General features: G+C 64.4%; 26 protein-coding genes. 11 read left to right on the forward strand and 15 right to left on the reverse strand.

Annotated elements, in window-relative coordinates; all coding sequences use genetic code 11:
* Positions 1-134 precede the first annotated feature (134 nt).
* The gene (xseA, locus tag ACPPVP_RS37645; RefSeq protein WP_426528589.1) at positions 135-1757 is read left to right on the forward strand and encodes an exodeoxyribonuclease VII large subunit; all 1623 of its coding nucleotides are present in this window, start codon (positions 135-137) and stop codon (positions 1755-1757) included.
* Here the strand turns inward: xseA and ACPPVP_RS37650 are convergent.
* Positions 1754-2587, reverse strand: a complete 834-nt coding sequence (locus ACPPVP_RS37650; RefSeq protein WP_426528590.1) for a dienelactone hydrolase family protein — start codon at positions 2585-2587, stop codon at positions 1754-1756. The genes xseA and ACPPVP_RS37650 overlap by 4 nt on opposite strands.
* 185 nt (positions 2588-2772) lie before the next feature.
* Here ACPPVP_RS37650 and ACPPVP_RS37655 point away from each other — a divergent pair, with 185 nt between their 5' ends.
* On the forward strand, positions 2773-3000 hold the full coding sequence (locus ACPPVP_RS37655) for a DUF2093 domain-containing protein (protein ID WP_426528591.1): 228 nt from the start codon (positions 2773-2775) through the stop codon (positions 2998-3000).
* Positions 3001-3098: 98 nt separating this feature from the next.
* Here ACPPVP_RS37655 and lpxK read toward each other — a convergent pair whose 3' ends face one another.
* The 6 genes from lpxK to ACPPVP_RS37685 all read right to left on the reverse strand — a co-directional run bounded on the left by lpxK (position 3099) and on the right by ACPPVP_RS37685 (position 8635).
* Positions 3099-4094: a tetraacyldisaccharide 4'-kinase gene (gene lpxK, locus ACPPVP_RS37660; protein WP_426528592.1), complete on the reverse strand. Its 996-nt coding sequence runs from the start codon at positions 4092-4094 to the stop codon at positions 3099-3101.
* Complete coding sequence (locus tag ACPPVP_RS37665) at positions 4087-5421, reverse strand: 3-deoxy-D-manno-octulosonic acid transferase (protein WP_426528593.1); 1335 nt, start codon at positions 5419-5421, stop codon at positions 4087-4089. The genes lpxK and ACPPVP_RS37665 overlap by 8 nt, the downstream gene beginning before the upstream one ends.
* Positions 5384-6097 (reverse strand): lysophospholipid acyltransferase family protein, encoded by a 714-nt coding sequence (locus ACPPVP_RS37670; RefSeq protein WP_426528594.1) that lies wholly within the window; start codon positions 6095-6097, stop codon positions 5384-5386. Before ACPPVP_RS37670 ends, ACPPVP_RS37665 begins: the two co-directional genes overlap by 38 nt.
* The gene (locus ACPPVP_RS37675) at positions 6094-6342 is read right to left on the reverse strand and encodes a DUF4170 domain-containing protein (protein ID WP_426528595.1); all 249 of its coding nucleotides are present in this window, start codon (positions 6340-6342) and stop codon (positions 6094-6096) included. The genes ACPPVP_RS37670 and ACPPVP_RS37675 overlap by 4 nt, the downstream gene beginning before the upstream one ends.
* 93 nt (positions 6343-6435) lie before the next feature.
* Positions 6436-7245 carry an inositol monophosphatase family protein gene (locus tag ACPPVP_RS37680; protein ID WP_426528596.1) on the reverse strand — a complete coding sequence of 270 codons (810 nt, stop codon included), beginning with the start codon at positions 7243-7245 and terminating at the stop codon, positions 6436-6438.
* Positions 7232-8635, reverse strand: coding sequence for a TldD/PmbA family protein (locus ACPPVP_RS37685; RefSeq protein WP_426528597.1), 1404 nt, complete (start codon positions 8633-8635; stop codon positions 7232-7234). Before ACPPVP_RS37685 ends, ACPPVP_RS37680 begins: the two co-directional genes overlap by 14 nt.
* A gap of 287 nt (positions 8636-8922) precedes the next feature.
* On the opposite strand from ACPPVP_RS37685, the gene ACPPVP_RS37690 reads away from it, so the two are divergent.
* Positions 8923-9453 (forward strand): DUF6101 family protein, encoded by a 531-nt coding sequence (locus tag ACPPVP_RS37690; RefSeq protein ID WP_426528598.1) that lies wholly within the window; start codon positions 8923-8925, stop codon positions 9451-9453.
* Between the two features lie 853 nt (positions 9454-10306).
* On the opposite strand, the gene ACPPVP_RS37695 is transcribed toward ACPPVP_RS37690, so the two are convergent.
* The 6 genes from ACPPVP_RS37695 to ACPPVP_RS37720 all read right to left on the reverse strand — a co-directional run bounded on the left by ACPPVP_RS37695 (position 10307) and on the right by ACPPVP_RS37720 (position 15549).
* On the reverse strand, positions 10307-10888 hold the full coding sequence (locus tag ACPPVP_RS37695) for a TetR/AcrR family transcriptional regulator (RefSeq protein ID WP_426528599.1): 582 nt from the start codon (positions 10886-10888) through the stop codon (positions 10307-10309).
* A gap of 32 nt (positions 10889-10920) precedes the next feature.
* On the reverse strand, positions 10921-11247 hold the full coding sequence (locus ACPPVP_RS37700) for a hypothetical protein (protein ID WP_426528600.1): 327 nt from the start codon (positions 11245-11247) through the stop codon (positions 10921-10923).
* A 67-nt stretch (positions 11248-11314) separates the two neighbouring features.
* Positions 11315-12781 carry an amidase family protein gene (locus tag ACPPVP_RS37705; protein WP_426528601.1) on the reverse strand — a complete coding sequence of 489 codons (1467 nt, stop codon included), beginning with the start codon at positions 12779-12781 and terminating at the stop codon, positions 11315-11317.
* Positions 12782-13131: 350 nt separating this feature from the next.
* Entirely contained in the window at positions 13132-14058 is a 927-nt protein-coding gene (ubiA, locus tag ACPPVP_RS37710) for a 4-hydroxybenzoate octaprenyltransferase (protein ID WP_426528602.1), read from the reverse strand.
* A 10-nt stretch (positions 14059-14068) separates the two neighbouring features.
* Positions 14069-14725: a hypothetical protein gene (locus tag ACPPVP_RS37715; RefSeq protein ID WP_426528603.1), complete on the reverse strand. Its 657-nt coding sequence runs from the start codon at positions 14723-14725 to the stop codon at positions 14069-14071.
* Positions 14726-14970: 245 nt separating this feature from the next.
* The gene (locus ACPPVP_RS37720) at positions 14971-15549 is read right to left on the reverse strand and encodes a hypothetical protein (RefSeq protein ID WP_426528604.1); all 579 of its coding nucleotides are present in this window, start codon (positions 15547-15549) and stop codon (positions 14971-14973) included.
* A gap of 195 nt (positions 15550-15744) precedes the next feature.
* Between ACPPVP_RS37720 and ACPPVP_RS37725 the strand changes: the two genes are divergently transcribed.
* From ACPPVP_RS37725 to ACPPVP_RS37750, 6 genes are all read left to right on the forward strand, one after another.
* Positions 15745-16512, forward strand: a complete 768-nt coding sequence (locus ACPPVP_RS37725) for a 16S rRNA (uracil(1498)-N(3))-methyltransferase (RefSeq protein WP_426528605.1) — start codon at positions 15745-15747, stop codon at positions 16510-16512.
* Between the two features lie 151 nt (positions 16513-16663).
* Positions 16664-17830: an ATP phosphoribosyltransferase regulatory subunit gene (locus tag ACPPVP_RS37730; protein ID WP_426528606.1), complete on the forward strand. Its 1167-nt coding sequence runs from the start codon at positions 16664-16666 to the stop codon at positions 17828-17830.
* Positions 17827-18804 (forward strand): ATP phosphoribosyltransferase, encoded by a 978-nt coding sequence (gene hisG / locus ACPPVP_RS37735; protein WP_426528607.1) that lies wholly within the window; start codon positions 17827-17829, stop codon positions 18802-18804. The genes ACPPVP_RS37730 and hisG overlap by 4 nt, the downstream gene beginning before the upstream one ends.
* 75 nt (positions 18805-18879) lie before the next feature.
* Positions 18880-19926 (forward strand): glycosyltransferase family 2 protein, encoded by a 1047-nt coding sequence (locus ACPPVP_RS37740; protein WP_426528608.1) that lies wholly within the window; start codon positions 18880-18882, stop codon positions 19924-19926.
* Entirely contained in the window at positions 19923-20765 is an 843-nt protein-coding gene (locus ACPPVP_RS37745; RefSeq protein ID WP_426528609.1) for a ChbG/HpnK family deacetylase, read from the forward strand. Before ACPPVP_RS37740 ends, ACPPVP_RS37745 begins: the two co-directional genes overlap by 4 nt.
* 129 nt (positions 20766-20894) lie before the next feature.
* On the forward strand, positions 20895-21731 hold the full coding sequence (locus ACPPVP_RS37750) for a DUF2076 domain-containing protein (protein WP_426528610.1): 837 nt from the start codon (positions 20895-20897) through the stop codon (positions 21729-21731).
* A gap of 160 nt (positions 21732-21891) precedes the next feature.
* On the opposite strand, the gene ACPPVP_RS37755 is transcribed toward ACPPVP_RS37750, so the two are convergent.
* Positions 21892-22674 carry a L,D-transpeptidase gene (locus ACPPVP_RS37755; protein WP_426528611.1) on the reverse strand — a complete coding sequence of 261 codons (783 nt, stop codon included), beginning with the start codon at positions 22672-22674 and terminating at the stop codon, positions 21892-21894.
* Between the two features lie 304 nt (positions 22675-22978).
* On the opposite strand from ACPPVP_RS37755, the gene ACPPVP_RS37760 reads away from it, so the two are divergent.
* Positions 22979-23755, forward strand: coding sequence for a protein phosphatase CheZ (locus ACPPVP_RS37760; RefSeq protein ID WP_426528612.1), 777 nt, complete (start codon positions 22979-22981; stop codon positions 23753-23755).
* Between the two features lie 178 nt (positions 23756-23933).
* On the opposite strand, the gene ACPPVP_RS37765 is transcribed toward ACPPVP_RS37760, so the two are convergent.
* Positions 23934-24446: a hypothetical protein gene (locus tag ACPPVP_RS37765; RefSeq protein ID WP_426528613.1), complete on the reverse strand. Its 513-nt coding sequence runs from the start codon at positions 24444-24446 to the stop codon at positions 23934-23936.
* A 341-nt stretch (positions 24447-24787) separates the two neighbouring features.
* On the opposite strand from ACPPVP_RS37765, the gene ACPPVP_RS37770 reads away from it, so the two are divergent.
* Positions 24788-25084 carry a co-chaperone GroES gene (locus tag ACPPVP_RS37770; protein WP_092515237.1) on the forward strand — a complete coding sequence of 99 codons (297 nt, stop codon included), beginning with the start codon at positions 24788-24790 and terminating at the stop codon, positions 25082-25084.
* Positions 25085-25168: the final 84 nt, after the last annotated feature.

Genomic DNA, 25168 nt, shown 5'->3' on the forward strand with positions numbered 1-25168 from the left:
TCTTACCTCGCGTCAGAGTGAATGCAGAGAACTCTGTACCACAGAGTATAGAAGTTCCACAAGGGTCGGATTGGCGGGGATGGTCAAAAATCCCTACGTTGCGGCAACGCCTCCAACACCCGAATCAGTTGCCGATGCCTGCTGCCGAAAACCTGATCAACGCGCCCGAATTCACCGTTTCCGAACTGTCCTCCGCGCTGAAGCGGACGGTCGAGGACGCCTATGGGCATGTCCGCGTCCGCGGCGAGATCTCAGGCTTTCGCGGGCCGCACTCCTCCGGCCACTGCTATTTCGCGCTCAAGGACGAGAGTGCCAAGATCGAGGCGGTGATCTGGAAGTTTGCCCACGCCCGGATGCGGTTCAAGCCGCAGGAAGGGCTCGAGGTCATCGCCACCGGCAAGCTCACCACCTATCCGGGCTCGTCGAAATACCAGATCGTCATCGAGGCGCTGGAGCCCGCCGGCATCGGCGCGCTGATGGCGCTGATGGAGGAGCGCAAGCGGAAGCTCGGCGCCGAGGGCCTGTTCGACGAGGCGCGCAAGCAGTTGCTGCCTTGGCTGCCGGAGGTGATCGGGGTCGTGACCTCCCCGACCGGGGCGGTCATCAGAGACATCCTGCATCGATTAGAGGACCGCTTTCCCCGCCGCGTGCTGGTGTGGCCGGTGAAGGTGCAGGGCGAAGGCTCCGCCGAACAGGTCGCTGCCGCCATTCGCGGCTTCAACGCCCTGCCTGAAGGCGGGCGGATTCCACGGCCGGATCTGCTGATCGTCGCGCGCGGCGGTGGCTCGCTGGAGGATCTGTGGTCGTTCAACGAGGAGATCGTGGTTCGCGCCGCCGCCGACAGCATGATCCCGCTGATCTCGGCGGTCGGCCACGAAACCGACATCACGCTGATCGATTTCGCCGCCGACAAGCGCGCCCCGACGCCGACGGCGGCCGCTGAAATGGCCGTGCCCGTCCGCAGCGAATTGTTCGTCGAGGTCGAAAGCCTGGCGCGGCGCACGATGGTGTGCTGGCAGCGCGGCCAGGAGAGCCGACGCAATGAATTGCGCGCGGCGGTTCGCGCGCTGCCAGGTTTAAGCGAACTGCTCGCGATCCCCAGGCAACGGCTGGATCATCTCGGCGCCGCCCTGCCCCGCGGCTTGAAGGCCAATACGCACGCCCATCATCGCCGTTTCTCGCATCTCAGCGCCGGCCTGACGCTGAAGGTGTTGCGCGGACAGGTTGCCCAAGCCAATCACCGCCTCACGGTGTCGGGCGAACGCATCCGGCTATCCGCCCGCGCCCTGCTGCGCAGCCGGCGCGACCGCTTTGCCGGGCTGGAGGTCAGGCTGAAGGCCTCAAAGCACTCCAACGCCCAGGCGCAGCGCAACGCTATTGCGCGCGACCGCGAGCGCGCGCAACGGCTGGCGGAGCGCGCCCGCCGCGCGCTGCTGACCGCCCTGCAGCGTTTCGACGCACGCGTCGCCCATAGCGGCCAATTGTTGTCGGCGCTGTCGTACCGCGGCGTGCTCGCGCGCGGCTTTGCCCTGGTGCGCGACGAACATGGCCACGCCGTCCATGCCGCTGCCGCGATTGGTCCGAGTGCGCATCTGACGATCGAATTCGCCGACGGCCGCGTCGGCGTCACCGCAGACGCGGATCGGCCGGAGGCCACGGCGCCGGCCGCGAGCGCGCCGAAAGCAGCGACCCACGAGGCGAAGCCGGCGGCGCCGAAGCGCGTCGGAAAGCCGGTCGATCAGGGAAGTCTGTTTTAGCGCGCCAGCCACTCCGTGACGCGCCGCTGCGCGTCCTTGCGCGCGTCCGCATCCGTGCCGATATGACCGCGTTCGGGCAACGCGGCGTCGGCGCCTGCGATCGCCCGCAGCGGCAGGTTGGCGCGGTCGAAATCGTGGGCTGCGCCGGGATAGACCACGATCTGCGCCAGCGCGCTGCGGCCGCGGGCCCCCTCCACCACCTGGCGGCAGGCGGACGGCGAACTGACGTCGTCCTGCGCGCCGATTAGCAGCAGCGTCGGCACCCGCGTGCTCCAGCCGAGGCCGGAGGAGATCCGGCAATCCGGATAGAATGCGATGGCCGAGCGGAAATCCGACTCGATACCGCGCGCTGACGATTGCGGACGCACCGACCACAGCACCGCGCTGGCGCCGTGCGCCCACCCGATCAGGCTGATCCGGTCACGCGCGGCCCAGGGTTGCTGCAACAGCCATTGCCGCGCTGCATTGACATCGGCCACCCGCTCGCGGCGGGCGAGCACACGGCGCTCCTTGACGCGGCATTGCGGGCCGAGCTCGCGCGAACCGTAACTGTCCGGCAGCAGCACCGCATGGCCGGTCTTCAACAGCTGCTCCGCCCAGTCGCGATAGCGCGACTGCACCGGCTCCGATGGTCCACCCAGTCCGCCGCAGCCGTGCAGCGCGATCACGGTGGGAAACGGGCCGTCACCGTCAGGCTTGTAGAGCTGGGCGTGCAGGGCCAGGCCGTTCGCCGGGATATCGACCTGGTGCGGGGCCGGCAATTGCCCGGCACCGGCCGTGCAGACCGCAGCGAGGAGCGTCAGGGATAGCGTTGCTGACAACAGGCGCATCGGTCTCTGTCGGATCGGTATGACGCTGCGGGCACGGTAAAATTCACGCTATCATGCAGGTCGGCACAAAATCATCACAAGTAGGTCAGTTTCCGGGGCGGACACTACGACCTATTTATGATAGATCGAATTTGGAAAATATACTTAAGGCCGGCCCGCGGACCGGCCGATCGGAGAATTTGACGGTGCTTAATAAATTCGGCCCCTCGGGCCATGGCGAAGCGCAGGTGCAGTATCTGGATGGCGATTTCCGCGTGATCTCGCCCGGAACCTATGTGCGTTGCGCCATCACCGACGTGCGGATTCCGCTCGACGAATTGAAATACTGGAGCGTCGACCTGCAGGAGGCCTATTCGGTCCCCAGCGCCGTGCTGCAACGGCATTTTCCCGGCGCGCTGAAGACACAGGATTGAGCGTGGTTTCGTAGGGTGGGCAAAGGCGCATCGCGCCGTGCCCACCATCTATCGTCGAATATCGTCTTGAATGGTGGGCACGCTTCGCTTTGCCCACCCTACGGTTTCTCTCGGGCTTTGAATAACCGATCGGCCACGAACTTCCGCAGCAGCGCTGGGTCGTTGAACTCCAGCGTCACAGGAAACGGCACGATTTGCTGCGACCAATGCCGCAGCCGCACCAGATCCTTTTCCGTCGTCACCAGGGTCAGTGCTTCGCGTTTGGCCTCGGCAATCAGCCCTTCGATCTCGGCTTGCGAATACGGGTGATGATCGGCGAAGGCGCGCTGCCCGGCCACGTCGATGCCGCTGGCGCGCAGCGTGTTGAAGAATCGCGTGGGGTCGCCGATGCCGGCAAACGCCAGCACGCGCTTGCTCCGAAGCTGTGCGACCTGCGCCTCATCCGGCTTCAGATGCGCTGATAACACCGGCTTGCCTTGCGCTGCGACCTCGGCCGCCACGGCCTCGGCGGCCGTACCAGTACCGACAACGATCAGCGCGTCGGTGCGCGCCAGTTGCGGCCGCAGCGGCGCGCGCAGGGGGCCGGCGGGAAACACCTGCCCGTTGCCGAGCCCGCGTTCGCTGTCGATCACGATCAGCGACACATCCTTGACGACCGAAGGATTCTGAAAACCGTCGTCCATCAGGATCACGGTCGCGCCTTGCGCGCGCGCCAGCGGCACGCCGTCCGCGCGCTTGCGCGACACCACCGCCGGCAACGCACCCGCCAGCATCAAGGGTTCGTCGCCGACATCGGAAGCCGCATGCCTGGCAGGATCGACTTTGACCGGCCCGCGTAACTTACCGCCATAGCCGCGGCTCAGCACCACCGGCGTTTCGCCGAGGTCGCGCAGCAGCCTTGCCAGCGCCAGCACGGTCGGCGTCTTGCCGGCGCCGCCAACGTGATAGTTGCCGACGCAGAGCACCGGAATGCCGGCATTCAATCCCTGGCGCCGCAGGCGCTGTGCGGCGATGGCGCCGTAAAGGGCGGCGAGCGGTTTCAGCAGATGCGCGTTGAGCGAGGCCGGGCCGTGCCAGAAGCCCGGCTCACGCATTGGCGGCTCCCATCTCGATCCGCAATTGCAGCAAATACGGCTCGAGCGCGGAGAGCGTGCGCTCCAGCGCGCCGCCGAGCTGCCCGACCACGCGCTCGGACGCAGTCAATACGGCTTCACGCGCCCTGGGATCGGCGAGCATCTGCCCGAACTGCTTGACCAGCGCTTCCTGGGTATCGGCCCGCCGCGCGCCGCCGGCGGCATCGAGGGCTTCATAGACGTCGGCGAAATTGAAGACGTGGGGGCCGTGGATGACCGACGCACCGAGCTTGATCGCCTCGATCGGATTCTGCCCGCCGTGCGCGACCAGCGATCCGCCCATGAACACGATCGGCGCCAGCCGGTAGAACAGCCCCAACTCGCCCATAGTGTCGGCGACATAGATGTCGGTCGTAGCGGTCGGCAAGTCCTCGTGCGACCGCAGGGTCGGATTGAGGCCGGAACCCGAGATCATGCGCGCGATGGCCTCGCCGCGATCGGCATGCCGCGGCACGATCACGGTCAACAGGCCCGGAAAATAGCCGGCAAGCGCCCGGTGGGTTTCCGTCACGATCTCTTCCTCGCCGGGATGCGTGGAGGCCGCGAGCACGACTGGGCGGCCGCGCGTCATCGACATCAACATATCCAGCTTGTTGGCATCGGCCGGCGGGGCCGGAACGTCGAGCTTGAGGTTTCCCGTGACCACGACGTTGCGGCTGCCCAGCGTCGCAAAGCGATCCGCGTCGGTCTGTGACTGCGCCAGGCAGACGTCGAACTTGTCGAGCAGCGCCGAGATGGTTCCTGCGACCCGCTGCCAGCGCGGAAACGAGCGCTGCGACATCCGTCCGTTGATCAAGACCATCGGCAGCCGCCGCGCGGCGCTCGACAGGATCAGGTTCGGCCACAGGTCGGATTCGATGAACAACGCCAGCGAGGGCCGCCAGTGATCGAGAAACCGCGCGACGTAGCGCGGCGAATCATACGGCACATATTGATGGATGACATCGGGCGGGAACCGCTTGGCGACGATCGCAGCCGAGGTCACCGTGCCCGAGGTCAGCAGGATGCGCAGGTTCAAGGCCCGCAGCCGCTCGATCAGGGCCGCGGCCGCCAGCACCTCGCCGACGCTGGCACCGTGAATCCACACCAGCGGCCCGGTGGGGCGGATATCGGCGCTCAAACCGCGGCGTTCGCCAAAGCGCGCCGGGTCTTCCTTACCGAGCCTCAACCGCCGGCTGATCAACGCGGGCGACAACGGCACCATCGCGTATGACAGTTTCCGGTAGACGCGCAACGTCATCGGCAGCGAATTAGCCAAGAGCGGCCTCCGGGCGCCCGACCGCCTCATAGGCGCGACGAGTCGCTTCGTTCAGTAAAGCTTCTACCTGAAGGCGCAGCTTTTCCATAGTCTCGGCATCGGCATCCGGCGGCACGTATACATGCTCAATGCCAACCAAAGCACCGCGCCCGAATGGCAAATTGATGGTAGTGGAGTCCCAGTTCTTCAACCGGATGAACCTGGAGGTCACCATCGCAAACGGCATGATCGGCCGGCCGGACTCCCGCGCCAGCATGATGATGCCGAGCCCCACCACCCGCGCGCGCTTCGGCACGTCGGCGGTGGTCGCGACATTCCAATGGTCCTCCAGCGCCTGCAGCATTTCCCGGAAAGCGCCGACGCCGCCCTTGCGGTGAAAGGCGCCGCCGTGATCGCCGGAGCCGCGGATGGTTCCAATGCCGAGCCGCTCGGCAGCGATCGCGTTGAACTCGCCGTCGCGATGCCGCGAGATCAGGACCTTGGCGCGGTAGCTCTTCTTGGTCTTGATGAACGGCGTCATGAAATGCTGGCCGTGCCAGAACGCGAAGATCGCCGGCATCTCCGGCTCGACCCGCTCATAGACATCGGCCGGGTCGTAGCTGAAGCGGTTGGTCACCCAGACCAGCCGCAGATATTCGGCCGCAAGCACACCCAGCGCACGCTGAACCCAGCTGCTGCGCAGCAAATCGCGAAGGAATCGTTTCAACTGGAGGACTTCGTGTCTTGACCTGGATCGAGCAGCCGATGGAGGTGAACCACGAAGTAGCGCATGTGGGCGTTGTCCACCGTCTGCTGTGCCTTCGCCTTCCAGGCCGCGTGGGCGGATGCGTAATTGGGATACACCCCGACGATCTCGACCTGGTCGAGGTCCTTGAACGTGGTGTGTTCGAGATCGGTCAGTTCGCCGCCGATGACGAGGTGAAGCAATTGCTGCGGGGCACTATCTGGCATGATAATCTTTCCTAACGAGATGCCCGGCAAGCAGAAACGATAGCTGATATCGCGGCGTCGACGGAATGATTTGTGGCACGGATTTCGACCGATTCAGGGCAGCGGACGATTTCGGAAATGCTCGACAATGCGTGCATGTCGATCCTGTCCCGCCGCCACCAGCACCCCGTGCACCACCTCCCGGCGATTATACTCAATCGCATCCCCCGAGAGCGCGGTCATTCTACCATTCGCTTCCTGCACGATCAAATTCGCCGCGGCAAGATCCCAGTCGCGGCTCTGACCGCCTGCAAAAGCGGCATCGAGGCTGCCGTCGGCAACCCGGCACAGCCGCAGCGCCAGCGATCCGATCCGCGGATGCAGCGCGATCTCCTCCGGTGACGAACTCAGCCGCTGCACCAGCGGCTTCGGGCCGGCCATGCGGGGAAAATCAAGTTCAGTGCCCCCGGTCGCCTGCACCGGCCTTTCGTTGCGTGTGGTACCTTGCCCGCGCACGGCGAAGAAGAACTCGTCGCTGGAGGGAGCGAACACCGCCCCCAGCACCGGCGCCGAACCGGCGACCAGCGCCACGCTCACGCACCAGTCTTCACGGCCGGCGAGATAGGCGCGGGTGCCGTCGATCGGGTCGACGATCCAGACCAGTTCCTTGCCGAGACGGCTGTCGTCGTCGACACTCTCTTCCGACAGCCAGCCATAATCCGGCGTCGCCGTGCGCAGCCGGCGCTCGACGAGGTCGTTGACGGCGATGTCGGCTTCGGAGACCGGCGACGAAGCGCCCTTGGTCCAGTTCTTCAGCTCGGTGCGAAACAGCGACAAGGCCAGCGCGCCGGCCTCGCGCACGGTGTCCCGCAACAGCGCGGCATCGCGCGCCCAGATCCTGTCGGCCGTGTCAGCGTCCGCCAAGCGTCAGGCCCTCGATGCGCAGCGTCGGCGCGTTGACGCCGTAGCGGAATTCCAGATCGTTGGCCGGGACGAGCGACTTGAACATCGGCAGCAGATGGCCCGCGATCGTCACCTCGCTGACGGGATAGGTGATCTCGCCGTTCTCGATCCAGAAGCCGGAGGCGCCGCGGCTATAGTCGCCGGTCACGCCGTTGACGCCGGAGCCGATCAGGTCGGTGACGTAAAAACCCTGCTTGATATCGGAGATCAGCTCTTTCGGCGTCATGGCGCCGGGTTCGAGATGCAGATTATACGATCCCGGCGACGGCGAGGACGAGACGCCGCGATGGGCATGTCCGGTCGTGACCAATCCGAGTTCGCGCGCGGTCGCGCAATCGAGCAGCCACGTGGTCAACACCCCTTCGTCGATCAACGCGATCTTCTTCACTCTGACGCCCTCGGCGTCGAAGGTCTGCGAGCGCAGGCCGCGCACCCGCAACGGATCGTCGATGATGCGGATGTTGTTCGCGAACAGCTGCTCGCCCATCCGGTCTTTCAAGAAGCTGGTCTTGCGCGCAATCGAGGCGCCGTTGATGGCGCCGACGAGATGGCCGACCAGCGATCCCGACACCCGGGGATCGTACACCACCGGCACCTTGCAGGTTTCGACCTTGCGCGGATTGGACCGCGCCACGGTGCGTTCGCCCGCCTTGCGGCCGACGCTTTCAGGCGACGCGAGGTCGGAAGCATGCGGGGCCGAGGTGAAATCGTAATCGCGCTCCATGCCGGTGCCTTCGCCCGATATCGCGGTCATCGAGATGCCGTGGCTGGAGCGCAAATAGGAGCCGTGAAAACCCGTCGAGGTCACCAGCACCATGCCGCCGATGCCGCTCGAGGCGGACGCGCTGCCTGATTTGGTCACGCCCTTGACTGCAAGGCCCGCGGCTTCGGCTTCGCAGGCGCGGCGCTCGAGTTCGGCCGTCGAGGGAACTTCGCGGTCGAGAAGATCGAGATCAGCGAACTCGTGCGCCAGCAGTGCGGGGTCGGCGAGACCGACATATTTATCGTCAGGCGCGACGCGGGCCATCGCGACCGCCCGCTCGGCGAGCTTGGCGATGCCATCGCCGGAAACATCGTTGGTCGAGACCACCGCCTGGCGTTGCCCGACCAATACGCGCAATCCGACATCGTCGCCTTCAGAGCGCTCGGATTCCTCGACCCGGCCATCACGCACTTCGACACCTTGCGAGACGCCGCGCACCGCAACGGCGTCGGCGGCATCCGCGCCCGCGCGCTTGGCGGCCTCCACCAACCGCTGCGCCAGCGTCGAGAGCGCCGATTGATCGAACAGGTCGGAGGTCGCACCGGAAGTCTTCGAGAGCGGCGAAGTGCTGGATGGTGAAGAGTTCACAAACAAAATCCCTGACATTGAAGAGAGCGGGAACGCAAACCGGCAACGCCTCTCAGATGTGCCTGATTCACAGGATTTTCAAGCATTTTGCGACGCCAAATGCCAAACAATTTCGACATTTGCGCAAGGTCTCGTCAATCATGTGCGCCAAGGTCTTGTCAATCATGCTGCCAAATGCAGGGCGGGTGACTTCTCCTTAACCAGGCTTTTTAAGGCGAAACGGAAATCGCTCGGCTAGGGTCTCGCCTATCGACCGGGAGCATAATCCCGGCGGGGAGATGAGAACTGTGGGGCGTCAAATAGCAACAAGCGGGATCAACCCCGCCGGGTCGGGCCGCATACCGCGGCTCGACCCTCTTTCTCTTCCGCTCAGCTTCCATGCGCACGACACCCGTGCGGACGGCGGCGTGCGAAGGGTAGAACTTCATCGCGAACGCGTCGTGCTGCACCGTGCCGTCAAGGGCATGCGGATGGCGATCAACGTCCGCGTCAGCGACTTTCTCGGCATCGCGCTGCGTGGTCTCGACGATGACGCGCAGATGCTGGTGCTGGCGCATCGCGACCCTTCGCTGAACATTCCCCTGTGCGTGAGCTCCGATCACGAGGAGATCGCTTCCGCATGGCAGATGTGGAGCGACATCCTCGCGCTGCCGCTCCTGGCGGAAGATGATCATCAGAGCGAACCGGCCGCCCGCCGCCGCCGCCACAACGCCATCCGCGCCCGCCGCCCGAAATTCCTGGTGCGCCGCCGGGGCGGTAACCTGGTCAATCTTGAGAACATCCATCAGGACGAACGCGAGATCATCGCGCGAGATTGAGTTTGTCTCAGAAGCCTCTCTCCTACACACACCGTGGCCGTCATACCCCGCGCAGGCGGGGTATCCAGTACGCCGCGGCTTCTCGGTTCGGTCATTGCTGTCTCTGGAATACTGGATCACCCGCCCCAGTGCGCAATTGCGCACAAGGCGGGTGATGACGACTGAATATGCGTTCGCGATCTCGCGACGCTTTCGCCCGAGGTTTGCCAGAAACTTCCCGCCCTCCTCGAAAATCAGAGGGCGCAGGGAAGACCGGGTGCTTGCTGCACCCGCGGTCTCGCGTGCGATTTGCGCAAACAAAAACTGCACACGAGCATACAGGGCAGCTGGAGCATTCCGGCCTTCCCTGCGCAATGGCTTTACGGCTTACTTCGTGCTCTCCCCGGAGAACGGCTCTTTTGCCTCCGTCGCCGCGAGAGAAGCCTTGCCTCTCCCGGACTTAGCGCCAGCACCGCGGCGCCCGAACCACACGACTTCGCCGTACGCTTCCGGCGCGTACGTCTATCGCGCCCTCAGCGTCCATCGCATCTCACCGCGCGTTCGTGACGATCGCGAGCGCCCCTCATCTGCCGTGAGACGAGCGGAGTTGTGCGACTGATTTGGGTGAGAACGAAAGCGGAATATTTTTGATTCCCGGGCTTGACACGATTTCGGAAAATCAGAAGTGATTTGCCGTCGTGTTGATTTGTCGCGATTACGCATCGCGATTGTGCTTGCGCGCGAAGCAAACCCGTTCGCAGCAAGTAGCCCGCGTGAGCGCAGCGATATGCGGGAGTCGGGAAAATGACGAAGGCCCCGGATGTCGCGACGCTCATCAGGGCTACGCTGGTGTCCGCTCTCCCGGCTTGCTAATCTATGAAGATGGAACTCGTGCCAAGTGCAAGGCGGCCTCAACGCCGCCTTCAAGGATCTGCTCCGCCTGCGTAGCATTGGGCACTGCCCGCGCGAACTGAAGGGTGCCCACCATGAGGCCGAAGATGGCGGTCGCGCGGCGGCTGCTTGCGGCTGCATCTGCGTCAGGAAGCAGTGCGGCCAACGTCGCAACGTAGCTTCGCAGCCCTTTCTCGTAGTCTCTCCTGGTGGTCAGGGGCTGTCGGGCGATTTCGGGGAGCAACGCCGCTGACGGGCACCCGCTCGTCGGGTCTTCGAGGTGAGCGGGGTTCAGGTATCTCCGGATCGCGCCCTCAAGGTCCATGCCCCTCCGCTGATCCTCATCGAGGCGATGTTTCTGGTCGTCGAGCGCGCTCACCAGCGCCTCGCGAACGAGCGCGTCTTTGGACTCGAAGTGCGGAGAGAATGCCCCTTTGGTCAGGCCGGCCTCGCCCATGATCCCGGCGATCCCGGCGGCGGAGATGCCGTCTCGGCGCATGCACTTCGAGGCCACATCGATGATGTGCCGTCGCGTCGCTGCCTTATGACCTTTCTCGAAGCGCATCTTCTCTCCTCTCGACCAATATTCCGCGGCCCTTACACTGCAGCCGCTTCCAACAAAGCTTGGAGGTCGCGATCAAGCTGCTGGGCTTCTGCATCGACATTGTCGCTGCCAAACTGATCGAAAACAGATGCTGGTCGATCATATTCAAACGCGACACCGCCATCGTCATCCTCGCGCAGTAGGACGCAGATGGGCGCATTGTGCGCGCCTTCCCCGTACCGCAGGAGAGTGGAGATCCCGTCATCGATTCGGGGGGCCAAGCTCGCGAGCTTGGCGCGAACGTCCTCGAACGGCTTTGTTGAGCGGATGGTGACGTGCTCGACCGGAACAGCGCGCGTTGAGTGCGGTGCATCAGCCATCTGTTGATCCCCTCATCGGTTGTCGTTGTTGCAGGGGGACCCTTCGCCACGCGAAGCGGCCACGACGTTAAATCGCGCTCGACTTGGCGCCCAAGATGCCTTCTATGCCGCGAGCAAGGGTTAGAAGCCTCCGGTCGCTCCCTAAGGGGGCATCCAGCTCGAGCCCAATCGGCAGCCCCGCGCGAGACAAGCCAACAGGAAGGCTTACACCGGGCAGCCCTACGCTGCTTGCCGACAAGGTGTGGTTGGCTAACGCGAGGTAGCTGACTTCCTGCCCCGCGATATGGACGGTCGCCTGCTCCTCAATCAAAGGCGCCGTGCAGGGCGTCGTCGGTTGCAGAATGACCAGCGCCCCATGAGAGACGAACGCCGTGTTGAGCCGGCGCTGGATTTCAGGCCGGCTCACGTCGAGCGCCGTCTGATAGACCCCTGCCGAGGTAGCACCTGCACCACCCGGAAGTACGATGTGCCCCCACGCCTGCCGAAGTTGGGGCTTGAGGCCTTCGTAAATGGCCTCGAACGTGGTCGGAATGTCATGGCGACGAAGAAATTCCGAAATTGCGCCCATCGTCTCATGAGCGAAGATGCCCCATGTCGCGGTTTGGACGAGGGAATTGAAATCGTCGCCAAGGTTTACTTCAACGACCTCGGCGCCTGCATCCTGCAGCCGCCGAACCACCTCGCGGAAGCGGCTCTCGACTTCCGCGTCCACCAGATCCAGGAACTGTCGCGGCGCGAAGGCCAGCCGAGCTCCCTTCAGGCCGTAGCCGCCGTCGGACGACTCCGCATCCTGTTCACCAGTCACGACCTGATCCACCAGAATGCAGTCCTCAACACTTCGGGCGAATACGCCCGTCGTGTCGAGCGTATGGGAGATCGGCGCAACGCCGTAGCGCGGCCAACGCCCGGTGGTTGGCTTGAATCCCACGACGCCACAGAACGATGCGGGTACCCGGATGGACCCAACGGTGTCACCGCCCAAGGATGCGGGAACGAGCCGAGCGGCCACGGATGCGGCGGAGCCGCTCGAGGAGCCGCCCGACACGCGATCTCGTGCGTGCGGATTCTTCACCTGGCCGTAACGTGCGTTATGACCGGTCAAGCCGTACGACATCTCGACGAGGTTGTTCTTGCCGAAGACCAAAGCGCCCGCACCCTTAATGGCCCGGACAACGTCGGCATCTTCGCGCGGCACGAAGTGAGCGAGGCCTTCGATGCCCAGGCTGGTAGGTAGTCCTTTCGTCAAATAACTGTCCTTCACCCCGAGCGGCACGCCAAGGAGCGGAGCCGCCGATCCGGCCGAACGCGATTTGTCCGCCTCCCTCGCGGCCGCCAGCACCGCGGCCTCGTCGATGGTGATGAAGGCGTTCAGCTCGGCAAGCGCTCGGGCGCGCTGTAAAAGCGCCGCAGTGTAGGTCTCCGAGGTGATGTCGCCGTTGCGAACCGCTGCTGCAGCCGTTGCGAGCCCAAGCGAGTCGATATCTGTGGTTTCCCGCGAAGCGATGCGGCGCGAAGCTGTGGTCGTGTCGTCCATGAAATCCTCGCAAAGAGTGGCGGCACCCCGCCGTGGCCCAACGGCGGATTAGCTCAATGCCATGATGATCATCATATTAAATTACGGTCGTAATTCAATATGAAATGGCGACCTCGGTGGACACATGAACGTGAGGTGCCGACGGACGCACCGATGGATTGCGGGCAATCGTTGGTTTCAACAGCGACTTCTGCGTCGGATCATTCGCGACCGGATCGAACCGGCAGCACGTCCGGCGATGCCCGTTATGCCGCTGAAAGCGGAAGTCGGCGGAGCTGTAGCGTGCCTGCCCTCACGAGCGGAATGCTTGACGGTGGGCTTGCTCACGCGTCTTTGCCCACCCTACGAAGTCAGCGCATCACCGCATCGACCAGCAATCCCGCGAACAACAACAGCCCCGTATCGCGGTTCGACTTGAATACCCGCAGGCACAACGCGGGATCGCTGATGTCCAATCGCGTGATCTGCCAGGCGAGATGCGCGGCGAAGGCGATCAACCCGATCCAGGCCGGCCAGTGCGCGCCGCCCAGCACCAGTGCTGCGCCGATCAGCACCACGGCGAGCGAGTAAAACACCGCGAGCGCCCGGTGGGTGCGTTCGCCGAACAGGCGTGCCGTGGATTTGATGCCGATCAGCGCGTCGTCCTCGGCGTCCTGATGGGCGTAGATGGTGTCGTAGCCGATCACCCAGGCGATCGAGCCGGCATAGAGCACGAGCGCGGTCAGATCGATCCGGCCGAGCATGACGGCGAACCCCATCAGCGCGCCCCATGAGAAGGCGAGGCCCAGCACGACCTGCGGCCACCAGGTGATGCGCTTCATGAAAGGATAGACCGCGACGATGACGAGCGAGGCGATGCCGGTCATGATCGCAAAGCGGTTGAACTGCAGCAGCACGGCGAGTCCAATCAGCGCCTGCAGAACCAGGAAGGCAAACGCCTGCGTCACGCTGACCTGGCCGGCGGGCAACGGCCGCGACCGCGTCCGCTCGACGCGCGCGTCGAGATCGCGGTCGGTGATGTCGTTCCAGGTGCACCCCGCCCCGCGCATGACAAAGGCGCCGATGAAGAACAGCATGATCACCAGCGGCAATTGCGAGACGTCGCGGGCGACGCCGGCGGCCAGCGCCGCCGACCACCAGCACGGCATCAGCAACAGCCACGATCCGATCGGACGGTCGAAACGGGAAAGCCGCAAATAAGGCCGCGACCAGGCCGGCGCGCGCGTATCGACCCAGTTGCCGGTCGCGTCGGCAACGCGGGCGGTCACCTCGCTCATCGGAGCGGGATCATCGCGCGAGGACGTTGCCGTTCAGCGTATCGAAGGTGCTGCCGCCCTTCTTGACGGCCTGTGCCTCGGGCAGCGCCGCCGAGGAGCCGAGCACTTCGCTGAGACTCGGACCCGCCGGACCTCGCGTTGCCGCCTGCTGCGCGACGTTGCAGACCTGTGTCTGCATCTTCTCGGTGTTCTTGTGGCCGTTCTTGAGCTGGTCGGCGATCTGCGGCGGAATTCCGCATTTGGCCGAATTGGTCTGGACGTAAGCGATCATCTTCATTTCGGCCTGGCCGAAATTTTTGATCAGCTTGCAGGCCTCGTCCGGCGGCGCCTTGCGGTCGCTCGCGGCCTTGATCATCTTGCCGCGCCGCTCGGCTTCCTCGCGCAGGGGAACGAAGCCTTTCATGCAGGCGTCTGCCCCACCGCCCGCTTGCGGCGGACCGCCCGCTGGCGCCATTCCGCCCGTTGGCGAGGCACCGCGATCGAAGACCGAGCCGCCGGAAGCCGGCGCCGCACTCTGGACCGGCGCGCCACCAACGCCATTCACCGGCGGAAACGGCGAAGCATTCTGGTTCGGCAATGGCGCCGGAAACGCGCCCTGCGCAAAGACGTGGCCCGCGTGAAGGCTCACGACGGCAGCGGTCAACGGCACAATCAGGCGGCGGATCATCAAGGGCGGTTCTCCGGCAAGGTCAGGCAAACCCCAACGTGTCCGAACGAAGCAAATTTGCGACGGGCTTTTTACGATTCCTGCCGACGCTTAACAACCCGTCGATTTGGGCAGCAGCGCGGCGCGGGCAGGGTCGAATCATTAAATCAGCCTCGGATTCTAACCCTTTAGGCAAAAAGCGCACGAATCAGAGCGAAATAAATGCCCAATTCGGCTTTTGCACGCGCTCGTAACACGAATGCGTGTCATGGAACTTGCCTGTTAATCCAGTGACCGAAGTCCCCAACCGGGCCGGCAGGCACGCGCCGCGTCGCGTCGCCCGGCACCGAATTCGGGCCGCTCGCCTGCGCCAGTTGCGCGCCCGCGCAGACCTGCTTCTGCATCTTCTCGGTGTTCTTGTGGCCGCTCCTGAGCTGGTCGGCGATCCGCGGCGGAATTCCACATTTGGCCGAGTTGGTCTCGATATATTTGATCATCTTGATTTCCGCCTGGCCGAAACTCACGATCAGCATGCAGGCCTCGTCCGCTGGGGCCTTGCGGTCGCTGGCGGCCTTGATCAGCCTGCCCCGTTCCTGCGCCTCTTCGCGCAAGGGGGCAAACTCGTTCATGCAGGCATCGGCCCGACTGCCCGACGGAAACGCCGCGGAAACACCTGGCGACGCCGACGGCGCCGCGCCGTTCGCGTGCGGCACCGGCGAAGCGTTGCTGGCGGGCGCTTCGGCCTGCCCTGGCAGCGGCGCGGGAAACGCAGCTTGCGCAAAAACCTGCCCGGCATCGACGATCGCCACGGCCAAGATCGATGCAACAATCAGGCGGCGAAGCATCAAGGGGTTTCTCCGTCGAGAACCATGGAATCTGAAATGTCTGCCGCGCGAAGCGTAATCTTCGATGATGCAACCCAAAACAGCCCGTGGAATGAGGCATTAGTTAGCACGTCGTGGAATGATGCCGACAAGCAAAAATAGCCTCCGGATTCTGACACGTTGGGCTAAAAGCAGGCCCGGTTTGGATCATCAGACATGCCTGAATTCGACTTCTCCGCCCCCCGCCTGTTCGTCGACGCGCCCTTGCGCTCGGGCGAGAAAATCGTGCTGGAGCGCAACCAGAGCAATTATCTGGGCAACGTGCTGCGGCTCTCCGCCGGCGAAAACATCCTGGTGTTCAACGGCCGCGACGGCGAATGGCAGGCGCAGATCGAGGGCCGCAAGCGGCCCGATAGTTTGAGCATCCTCGCGCGGACACGGCCGCAGGATCGCCTGCCCGACATCGCCTATGTCTTTGCGCCGTTGAAACACGCCCGCCTCGACTACATGGTGCAGAAGGCGGTCGAGATGGGGGCCTCGGCACTTCAGCCGGTGTTGACGCGGCATACCCAGGTCTCAAGGGTCAACGTTGAGCGGATGCGCGCCAATGTCATCGAGGCCGCCGAGCAGTGCGGCATCCTGAGCCTTGCCGCGGTCGCCGAACCTGTTGCGCTCGACCGCTTTCTCGACGGGCGCGAGACCAGCCGCCTGCTGGTATTCTGCGACGAGGCGGCCGAGATCGACAATCCGATCGAGGCCCTGCAACAGGGCTTGACCGCCACTGAGGGGATCGACGTCGTGATCGGCCCCGAGGGCGGATTTGCCGAGGAGGAACGCGCGCTCTTGCTGCGGCAGCCAAGGACGCTGCGGCTGTCCTTGGGCCCCCGCATCCTGCGCGCAGATACCGCCGGCGTCGCCGCCCTGGCGCTGGTGCAGGCGGCGCTGGGGGACTGGCGGGGGCCGGGCCAGCCAACGGACGGCTGACCGTTAAGCCACCGCCCATTAATTCAGTTGGCCAATCCCTGTCGAAACGCTGCCCCGGCCATGCTAAGGCCTGCGCCCACGAGGCCCCCGGAACTCCGGGGAACCCCAAACCAACCCTGAAACCCGGTTTTTCCGGATATTTGGACGTCAAATGACCGCGACTGCTGCCGTCAGAGGTGCCGCCGGATCCGCCGCCTGGGCGGATGCGCTGCTATTGTCGTTTGCACAAGGCGGCTACGTCCAGGCCCACCCGGGCATCCTGCAACCGGCCGAGCCGTTCCTCGACCTCTCCGGCGAGGACATTCGCAAGAGCCTCTACCTCACCACCGACGCGTCAGGCGAGGAACTCTGCCTGCGTCCCGACCTCACCATTCCGGTGGCGCGCGATTATCTCGCCTCTGCCAGCGCCGGAAAGCCCGCGGGCTTTTCCTATCTCGGGCCGGTGTTTCGCTATCGCGGCGGCCAGCCCAGCGAGTTCCTGCAGGCCGGCATCGAGTCCTTCGGCCGGCAGGACCGGGCCGCGGCGGACGCGGAAATGCTGGCGCTGGCGCTGGGGGCGACCTCGGCGTTCGGATTGAAGGACGTCGAAATCCGCACCGGCGACGTCGCGCTATTCACTGCGCTGATCGACGCGCTCAATCTCTACCCGGTGTGGCGGCGACGGCTGATCAAGGACTTCAACCGCAAGGTCAGCCTCACCGACGATATCGAACGGCTGACGCTCGCCACCGCGCCCGGCCGCAACGAATATGAGGGCGTGTTGGCGGCGCTGGCCGGCTCCGACCGCAAGGCGGCGCTGGCGCTGGTCACCGACCTGATGTCGATCGCCGGCACCACCAATGTCGGCGGACGCACGGTTGCCGAAATCGCCGACCGCTTCCTCGAACAATCGACGCTGAAGGGCGGCGCGCTGCCGCGCGATGCGCTCAACATCATCAAGCGCTTCCTTGCGATTGCAGGCGATCCCGATGAATCGGTGGCGCAACTACGGGCGCTCGCCGCCGATGCCAAGCTCGATCTCGCAGCCGCCATCGACCAGCTCGAAAGCCGCGTCGGCTTCATGGCCGCGCGCGGCATCGACACCAAGCGCGTGCGCTTCTCCACCTCGTTCGGCCGCGGGCTCGATTACTACACCGGCTTCGAATTCGAACTGCACGCCAGGGGCAACGGCGTCGAGCCGCTGGTGGCGGGCGGGCGCTATGATGGCCTGATGACCCAGCTCGGTTCGCCGACGCCGATTCCCGCGGTCGGCTTCTCGGTGTGGATCGAGGCGCTGACGCAACACGGAAAACCCGTCTCGCAAGGGAGCGTCGCATGACCGCCCCCTTCGTTCTCGCCGTTCCCTCCAAGGGCCGCCTGCAGGAAAACGCCGAAGCGTTTTTCACGCGCGCCGGGCTCTCGCTGGCGAAGCCGCGCGGCGCGCGCGACTATCGCGGCACTATTCCGGGCCTCGACAATGTCGAGATCGCCTATCTCTCGGCGAGCGAAATCGCTTTCCAGCTCTCGCGCGGCATGGTGCATCTCGGCGTCACCGGCGAGGATCTGCTGCGCGAAAGCATTCCCGATGCCGACAAGCGCGTGCTGCTGATCGACAGCCTCGGCTTCGGCAGCGCCAATGTCGTGGTCGCGGTGCCGCAGGCCTGGATCGACGTCCGCACCATGGCCGACCTCGACGACGTTACCACCGGCTTCCGCGCCCAGCATAACCGGCGGATGCGGGTTGCGACCAAATACATCAATTTGACGCGCAACTTTTTCGCCGCCCACGGCGTGGTCGATTATCGCATCGTCGAAAGCGCCGGCGCCACCGAGGGCGCGCCCGCCGTCGGCACCGCCGAGATGATCGTCGACATCACGACGACAGGCGCTACCCTTGCTGCCAATGGCCTCAAGGTGCTGGACGACGGCGTGATCCTGCGCAGCCAGGCCAACCTCGTGGCCTCCCGCGATGCCGACTGGTCGGCTGACGCCCGCGAGACCGCGCGCGTCATCCTGGATCACATCGCCGCGCGGGCGCGGGCCAACCAATACCGCGAAGTGCGAACGCGCTTCGCCGGCTGCAACGATGCGTTGCTGGCGGAGACGCATAGCCGCTTTGGCGTTGTGGCACCGTTTGGCGGGCCGACCTCGTCGGGCATGCTCACCCTGCACTGCCCGCCGATGCAGCTTTACGCGCTCGGCAGTTTCCTGCGCGAACACGGCGCCGACACGGTGTCGATCGCCTCGCTCGACTATGTGCTCGACCGCGAAAACCCGCTGTTTGCCAGGCTCGAGGCGTTCTTGCGGCAATAAGGCTGCCGTTTCGTTCATCGTTGCGACAGCCGGCGTCAGGTAGCATATATGGTTGGATAATCTGGGACCTGATCGATGATGCTCGGCTCTGACGTTTCCCGCCTGTCGACGACCACGGCCAGCGCCGCGACGCAGGGCCTGTCGATTGTCGTGCCGCTGTACAACGAGGCGGCGGGGCTCGCCATTCTGCACGAGCGGCTGACCGGCCTCGCCCGCACGCTGAAGGCGCGTTACAGCCTCGAATGCGAAGTGGTCTATGTCGACGACGGCAGCGCCGACAATACGCTTTCGATCGCGCGCACGCTGGGCGCGGATGCGCTCGACGTCCAGGTGGTGTCGCTGTCGCGCAATTTCGGCAAGGAGGCTGCGCTGATGGCGGGGCTGGACCATGCCCGGCGCGGCGCAATATTGTTCATGGACGGCGACGGCCAGCATCCGCCGAGCCTGGTCGAAAAACTGGTCTCGCACTGGATCGATGACGGCTACGACGTCGTCTATACGGCAAAGGCTAATCGCGACAATGAGACGTTCCTGCGCCGCCAGGCGGTGCATGGCTTCTACGCACTGATCAACTGGGGCGCACGGCAGAAGATCCCCGAGGACGCCGGCGATTTCCGCCTGCTGTCGCCGCGCGCGGCTACCGCGCTGCGCCAGCTTCCCGAGCGCAACCGCTTCTTCAAGGGCCTGTCGAACTGGATCGGCTTCCGCCAGATCCGCGTCGACTATGAGCCGGCCGCGCGCGCGCACGGCGTCACCACGTTCAGCCCGGGCCGGCTGATCGGGTTGTCGATCGAGGGATTGACGTCGTTCTCGGTGGCGCCGCTGCGCTTTGCCAGCCTGCTCGGCGTACTGCTCGCGTTTACTGCCTTCGTGTTCGGCCTGACCATTCTCTGGGAGGTCTGGACCACCGGCAAGCAGGTCCCCGGCTATCCATCGCTGATGATCGGGTTGATGACGATCGGCGGCGTGCAGCTCATCATGATCGGCATCGTCGGCGAATATATCGGCAAGATCCTCTCCGAGCTGAAGGCGCGTCCGATCTACTTCGTCGCCGAACATTCCGAAAAGCGCGCCGATGGCGAAACGTCGGCGAGCGCGACTGAGCGGACCGCCGCCGAATGAACGACGCTGCGCTGCGCCGGATCTGGCTGTGCGCCGACGATTACGGGCTGGCCGATGGCGTCAACCGCGCCATCCGCGATCTGATCTCCCTCGGCCGTCTCAATGCCACCTCGGTGATGGTGGTCGGCGCAGCGATCGGGCGCGCCGAGGTCGCCGCGCTGCAGGACGCCGCAGAGAACAGCCCACGCTGCGCGATCGGCCTGCACGCGACGCTGACCGCGCCGTTTCGTCCGCTGACGATGTACTTCCGGCCACTCAATGGTGGGCTGTTCCTGCCGTTTCCGGCCATGCTGCGATCGGGCCTGTTGCGGCGGCTGGATCCTGGCCTGATCGAAGACGAACTTTTGGCCCAGCTCGCGGCCTTCAAGGAGCTGTTCGGCCGTCCGCCCGATTTCGTCGACGGCCACCAGCATGCGCAACTCTTCCCACAGGTGCGCGACGCTTTTCTGCGCGCGGTGAAGCAAGCTGCCCCCGCCGCCTGGGTTCGTCAGGGCGGTCGCCTCCAGCCGCTGGCCAGGCGGCTCGGCGCGCCCAAGGCGCTGGTGCTCGACGTTCTCAGCGCGCAATTCCGCAAGCGCGCCGCGATGGCCGACATCCCGTTCAACCCCGCCTTTGCCGGCGCCTATGATTTTTCGAAAGCGCCCGATTTCGGCGTGCTGATGGGAGGGTTCCTCGATCGATTGCCGGAAGGCGGGTTGGTGATGTGCCATCCTGGTTTTGTCGACGAAACCCTCGAAAGCCTCGATCCCTTGACGACCCAGCGCGAAGCGGAACACGCGTATCTCGCAAGCGATCGATTCCCGGCATTGCTGGCGGCGAATAAAGTTACATTGAGTTGATAAGACTCGGGAAAAGCCGGCGTTTTGTCGCATACCAAAATTTAATTCGGCCACCCACTACTTGCGACACAAAGCCGGCCCTACATCTCTGCCGCGCGTTGACGACGATCCGACGCGAGGGAGAGGGCTATGACACCGCAAGAACGCCAACTGATTGACGATCTTTTCGAGCGGCTCGCCAAGCTGGAAAGCGCCAAGCGCGATCCGGAGGCGATGTCAGCGATCATGCAGGGCCTGCGCAACGCGCCCAATGCGGTCTACGCACTGGTGCAAACCGCGCTGGTGCAGGACGAAGCGCTGAAGCGCGCCGACCAGCGCATCCAGGAGTTGGAAGCGGGCCCAGGTCAGCAAGCTCAATCCGGCGGCTTCCTCGATTCGATGCGCGACGCGATCTTCGGGCAGAACCAGCAACATGGCCAAAACCAAGGCTCCGTGCCCAACGTGCGCGCGCCCGAGATGGCTGGCGGCAGCCGGCCGGCCTGGAACACCGGACAGGTTTTGCAGCAGGGCCAGCCTCCCGGACAATATGGCCAGCCGGCCTACGGCCAGCCATATGGCGGCGCGCAGCAACAGCCGTCTGCGTTCGGCGGTGGCGGCTCGTTCCTCGGAACGGCCGCGGCGGCCGCGGCCGGCGTGGTCGGCGGATCGCTCCTGGCCGGCAGCATCCGCTCGATGATGGGCGGCGGCGGCAACCACCAAAGCTTCGGCGACACGGCCGGCCAAAGCGGCGGAATTGAAGACCGCAGGCCCTGGGGCGACCAGTCCGGCGGAAGCCTGGCAAAGGACGCCGGGATCAACGACATCGGTTCGTCAGGCCGGCGCGCCGACAACAACGATAATGATTCCGGTTCGCAGCAGGGCTTCTTCGATCAGGCCTCGCATGACGATGATAACGATGACGACCACGATTCCGACGGCTTCGACGGCGACGGCGACGGCGACGATGGCGGCAGCGATTACGCGTAATCGACGCGAGGGTTGAAACGACAACGGCCGCCCCATCGGGCGGCCGTTTTGTTTTGTAGCCCGGATGGAGCGAAGCGCAATCCGGGAAAGGTGACTCCGCGGTGAGATCGCTCCCGGATTTCGCTGCGCTCCATCCGGGCTACGGCTACTACGCAGGAACTCAGATCACCACGACCTTCGCGCCGACGCCGACGCGGCCGTAGAGATCGATGACGTCTTCATTGCGCATCCGGATGCAGCCGGAGGAGACATTGGTGCCGATGGTCCAGGGCTCGTTGGAGCCGTGGATGCGATAGAGCGACGACCCCAGATACATTGCGCGTGCGCCGAGCGGATTTTGCGGGCCGCCTTCCATGTGCCGCGGCAAATCCGGACGGCGCGCCAGCATTTCCGGCGGCGGCGTCCAGGCCGGCCATTCCTTCTTCGCGGAGACGGACTTAACGCCCGACCAGGTAAAGCCGGGGCGGCCGACGCCGACGCCGTAACGCAGCGCCTTGCCGTCGCCCTGCACCAGGAACAGGAACTTGTTCGGGGTATCGATCACGATAGTGCCCGGGCTTTCCTTGCCGTAATACTCGACCATCTGCTTTTCGTATTTCGGATCGATCCGTTGCTGCGCGGGGTCAATCATCTCCTCTTCCCGGCGCATCGACTGCTGCGGATCCATCGGCGGCAGCAGCGCGCGCCGCCCATATCCGTAATCGGGCTGCGTCTGATAGGCCGGCGCTTGCTGATAGCGCCCGCCCTGCGGCGCATCGCCGAACAGGAATTCGATGAAGCCGCCGCCCATATTGGAGCGCTCGGCAGAAACCATGCGCGCCGGCTCACGGCCGTAGATCACGGCGGGTTCGGTTATTTGCGAGGCGTCGATCGCAAAGGCCTCACTGGCGAAGCAAAGGCAAGACGCGCTCGCAAGGAGCGCAAGGGAGATTTTTCCGGACATCGACGTACTCTGTACTGTTCGTCACTGCGGGTCGGCGGCGGCGCGACGAACGCCGCTGCATGCGATCAATACAAATCAAAACCTAATCGGTTTGGTAAACGGATCAGGCGTTTCGATTCACCATTTCGGCAATCGCGCTCGGATTTGTCCGGTAGCGTTTATTTTGCATGAACGCCGCCCCCTCATGGTTAATTGTTGGTATGCGGCCGCGGTCAAATCCGTGCCACGACGTGTTCCGGCGTGAACCTCACGTTAAATCGCATCGGTTTAAAACACACGTGAAGTGAAGGGGTGGGAAAAACTCATGTCGGTCAATCGCAAACGTTTTCGTATCGAACAGGCCCTTCTGGGCGACGCGTCAATTGCCATGCCTGCCGTCGAAGGCGGCGAGATCGGCCCGATGCATCGTGAGATCATGGCCGAACTGCGCACGATCCGCGCACAGATGGCGGGCTTCGGCCACGCCCGCGACGGTTCGGCTGTCGCCACGGATATCGCGCGCGAGACCGCCGATGCCCACGCGTTGCTGGAAACCTATCGCGCCCAGATCGAGCAGTGCGCGAAGCTGAAGGTCGAGCTAGATCTCATTCACGACGCCATCAACCGCACCAAGCGCGAAATCGCCACCCTGCACGGCACGAGCTTTGACGGCCAGGAGATGGCCAAGGTCAACGGCGAACTCGGCGCTGTCGTCGGCGGCACCGAGCAGGCCACGCAGCAGATTCTCGAGGCCGTCGAGGCAATCGACCAGGCCGCCACCGCGCTGTCCAAGAACATCTCGCCCGACCAGCAGAAACTGCTCAGCGAGGAAATCCAGGAACGCGTCGTCGCGATCTTCGAGGCCTGCAACTTCCAGGACTTGACGGGCCAGCGCATCAGCAAGGTGATGAACACGATGAAGTTCATCGAAAAGCACATCATCGAGATGATGGAAATCTGGGGTGGTGTCGACGCCATCAAGGCGCACGCCCCGCCGATCGTCGATACCCGCGAAGGCGACGCCAAGCTGCTGAACGGCCCGAAGCTGGACGGCGACGACGGTCACGCCTCGCAGAACGACATCGACGCCCTGTTCGATTGATCGGACTGGTTAACGCAGAATAAATAAAAACGCCGGCTAGACGCCGGCGTTTTTTGTTTTGCGATGGCCCAACCACGTCATCGCGAGCAGAGCGAAGCAATCCATCTATCGGTTATGCCGCACTATGGATTGCTTTGTCGCTTCGCGCCTCGCAATGACGGCGAGCGTGTCAGCCGCCTCACGCCCGCGGCGCACAGCGAACATAGACCATGTTGCCGTAACGGACCGCGGCGTCCTTGTCGATGAAGCGGGTGATCAGCACGCGGCCGTCGAACGAGACGATCTCGCGGTCCTGTTCGCCGGGCGTCGGTCCCGCCGGGCCGATATAGTTCTTGCCGCTCGGGCTGCCCTTGAGGCGCAGTTCCTGCGGGGTGGCCTGGTCGGCCAGATGCATGACGACGCCACCGCTGGTGCCGGCGCCGATCACATAGGGCTGCTTGCACTGTCCGCGCGCCGCGGCCTCGGTCCGGGCGCGGTCGTTGGGATTCTGGAACGAGGCAAGGCCCCAGCGGCCGACGATCTCGTCGGCGCGAATGGTCGCAGGCATTTCGGGCGCTTCCCCGGGCTCGGTTGGGGGCGCCGAACTGGACGACAGCGACGGCAGCGTGCTGCTGCAGGCCCCCAGGAAGATCGTCAGCGCTGACGCGGTCGCCAGACTGGCAACCGTACGCGCATTACATGAACTGATCATCGTATTCCCCCGAGCAATTCCTTCAGCCGCTCCCGTCAAGCAGCCAAGCGCAAAACTCCTGCCGGAGCAATGACGTCCATCAATCTACGCCGCGGCTCCGATTTGGTTTCCGTGGCAGCATCCTATATTGGCCTCAAGAAGGCCTTAACCCCCTTGTTTGCTTGACAGGATCGACGCCAAGCCATATTCCCCGGCTCCACGTTTAGCACTCAAATGCGATGATTGCTAAGGGCTAAGCCTTCCCGCCCGGGACGGCTTCGAATACCCGGCATTTCAGCCAGTTTCAATGGCAACCAGTTCGGAACCCCAGCCTCCCAAGAGGAACTTCAAGAGGAGACGTCATGTCGAAGTCCAAATTCCGTCCGCTGCACGACCGCGTCGTCGTCAAGCGCATCGATGCCGAAGAGAAGACCAAGGGCGGCATCATCATCCCCGACAGCGCTAAGGAAAAGCCGTCGCAGGGCGAAATCACCGCCGTGGGACCGGGCGGCCGCGACGAAGCCGGCAAGCTGATTCCGATCGACCTCAAGGTCGGCGACCGCGTGCTGTTCGGCAAATGGTCGGGCACCGAGGTCAAGCTCGACGGCGAGGAACTCCTGATCATGAAGGAGTCCGACATCATGGGCGTGCTGAGCTGACGCACGCTTGCTTTCTTCCTTCTCCCCTTGTGGGAGAAGGTGGCGCGCAACGCGCGCCGGATGAGGGGTTCTTTCCGCGGAGAC

It is taken from the genome of Bradyrhizobium sp. McL0615, assembly GCF_049993905.1.
In the GTDB taxonomy this organism is placed as follows: Bacteria; Pseudomonadota; Alphaproteobacteria; order Rhizobiales; family Xanthobacteraceae; genus Bradyrhizobium.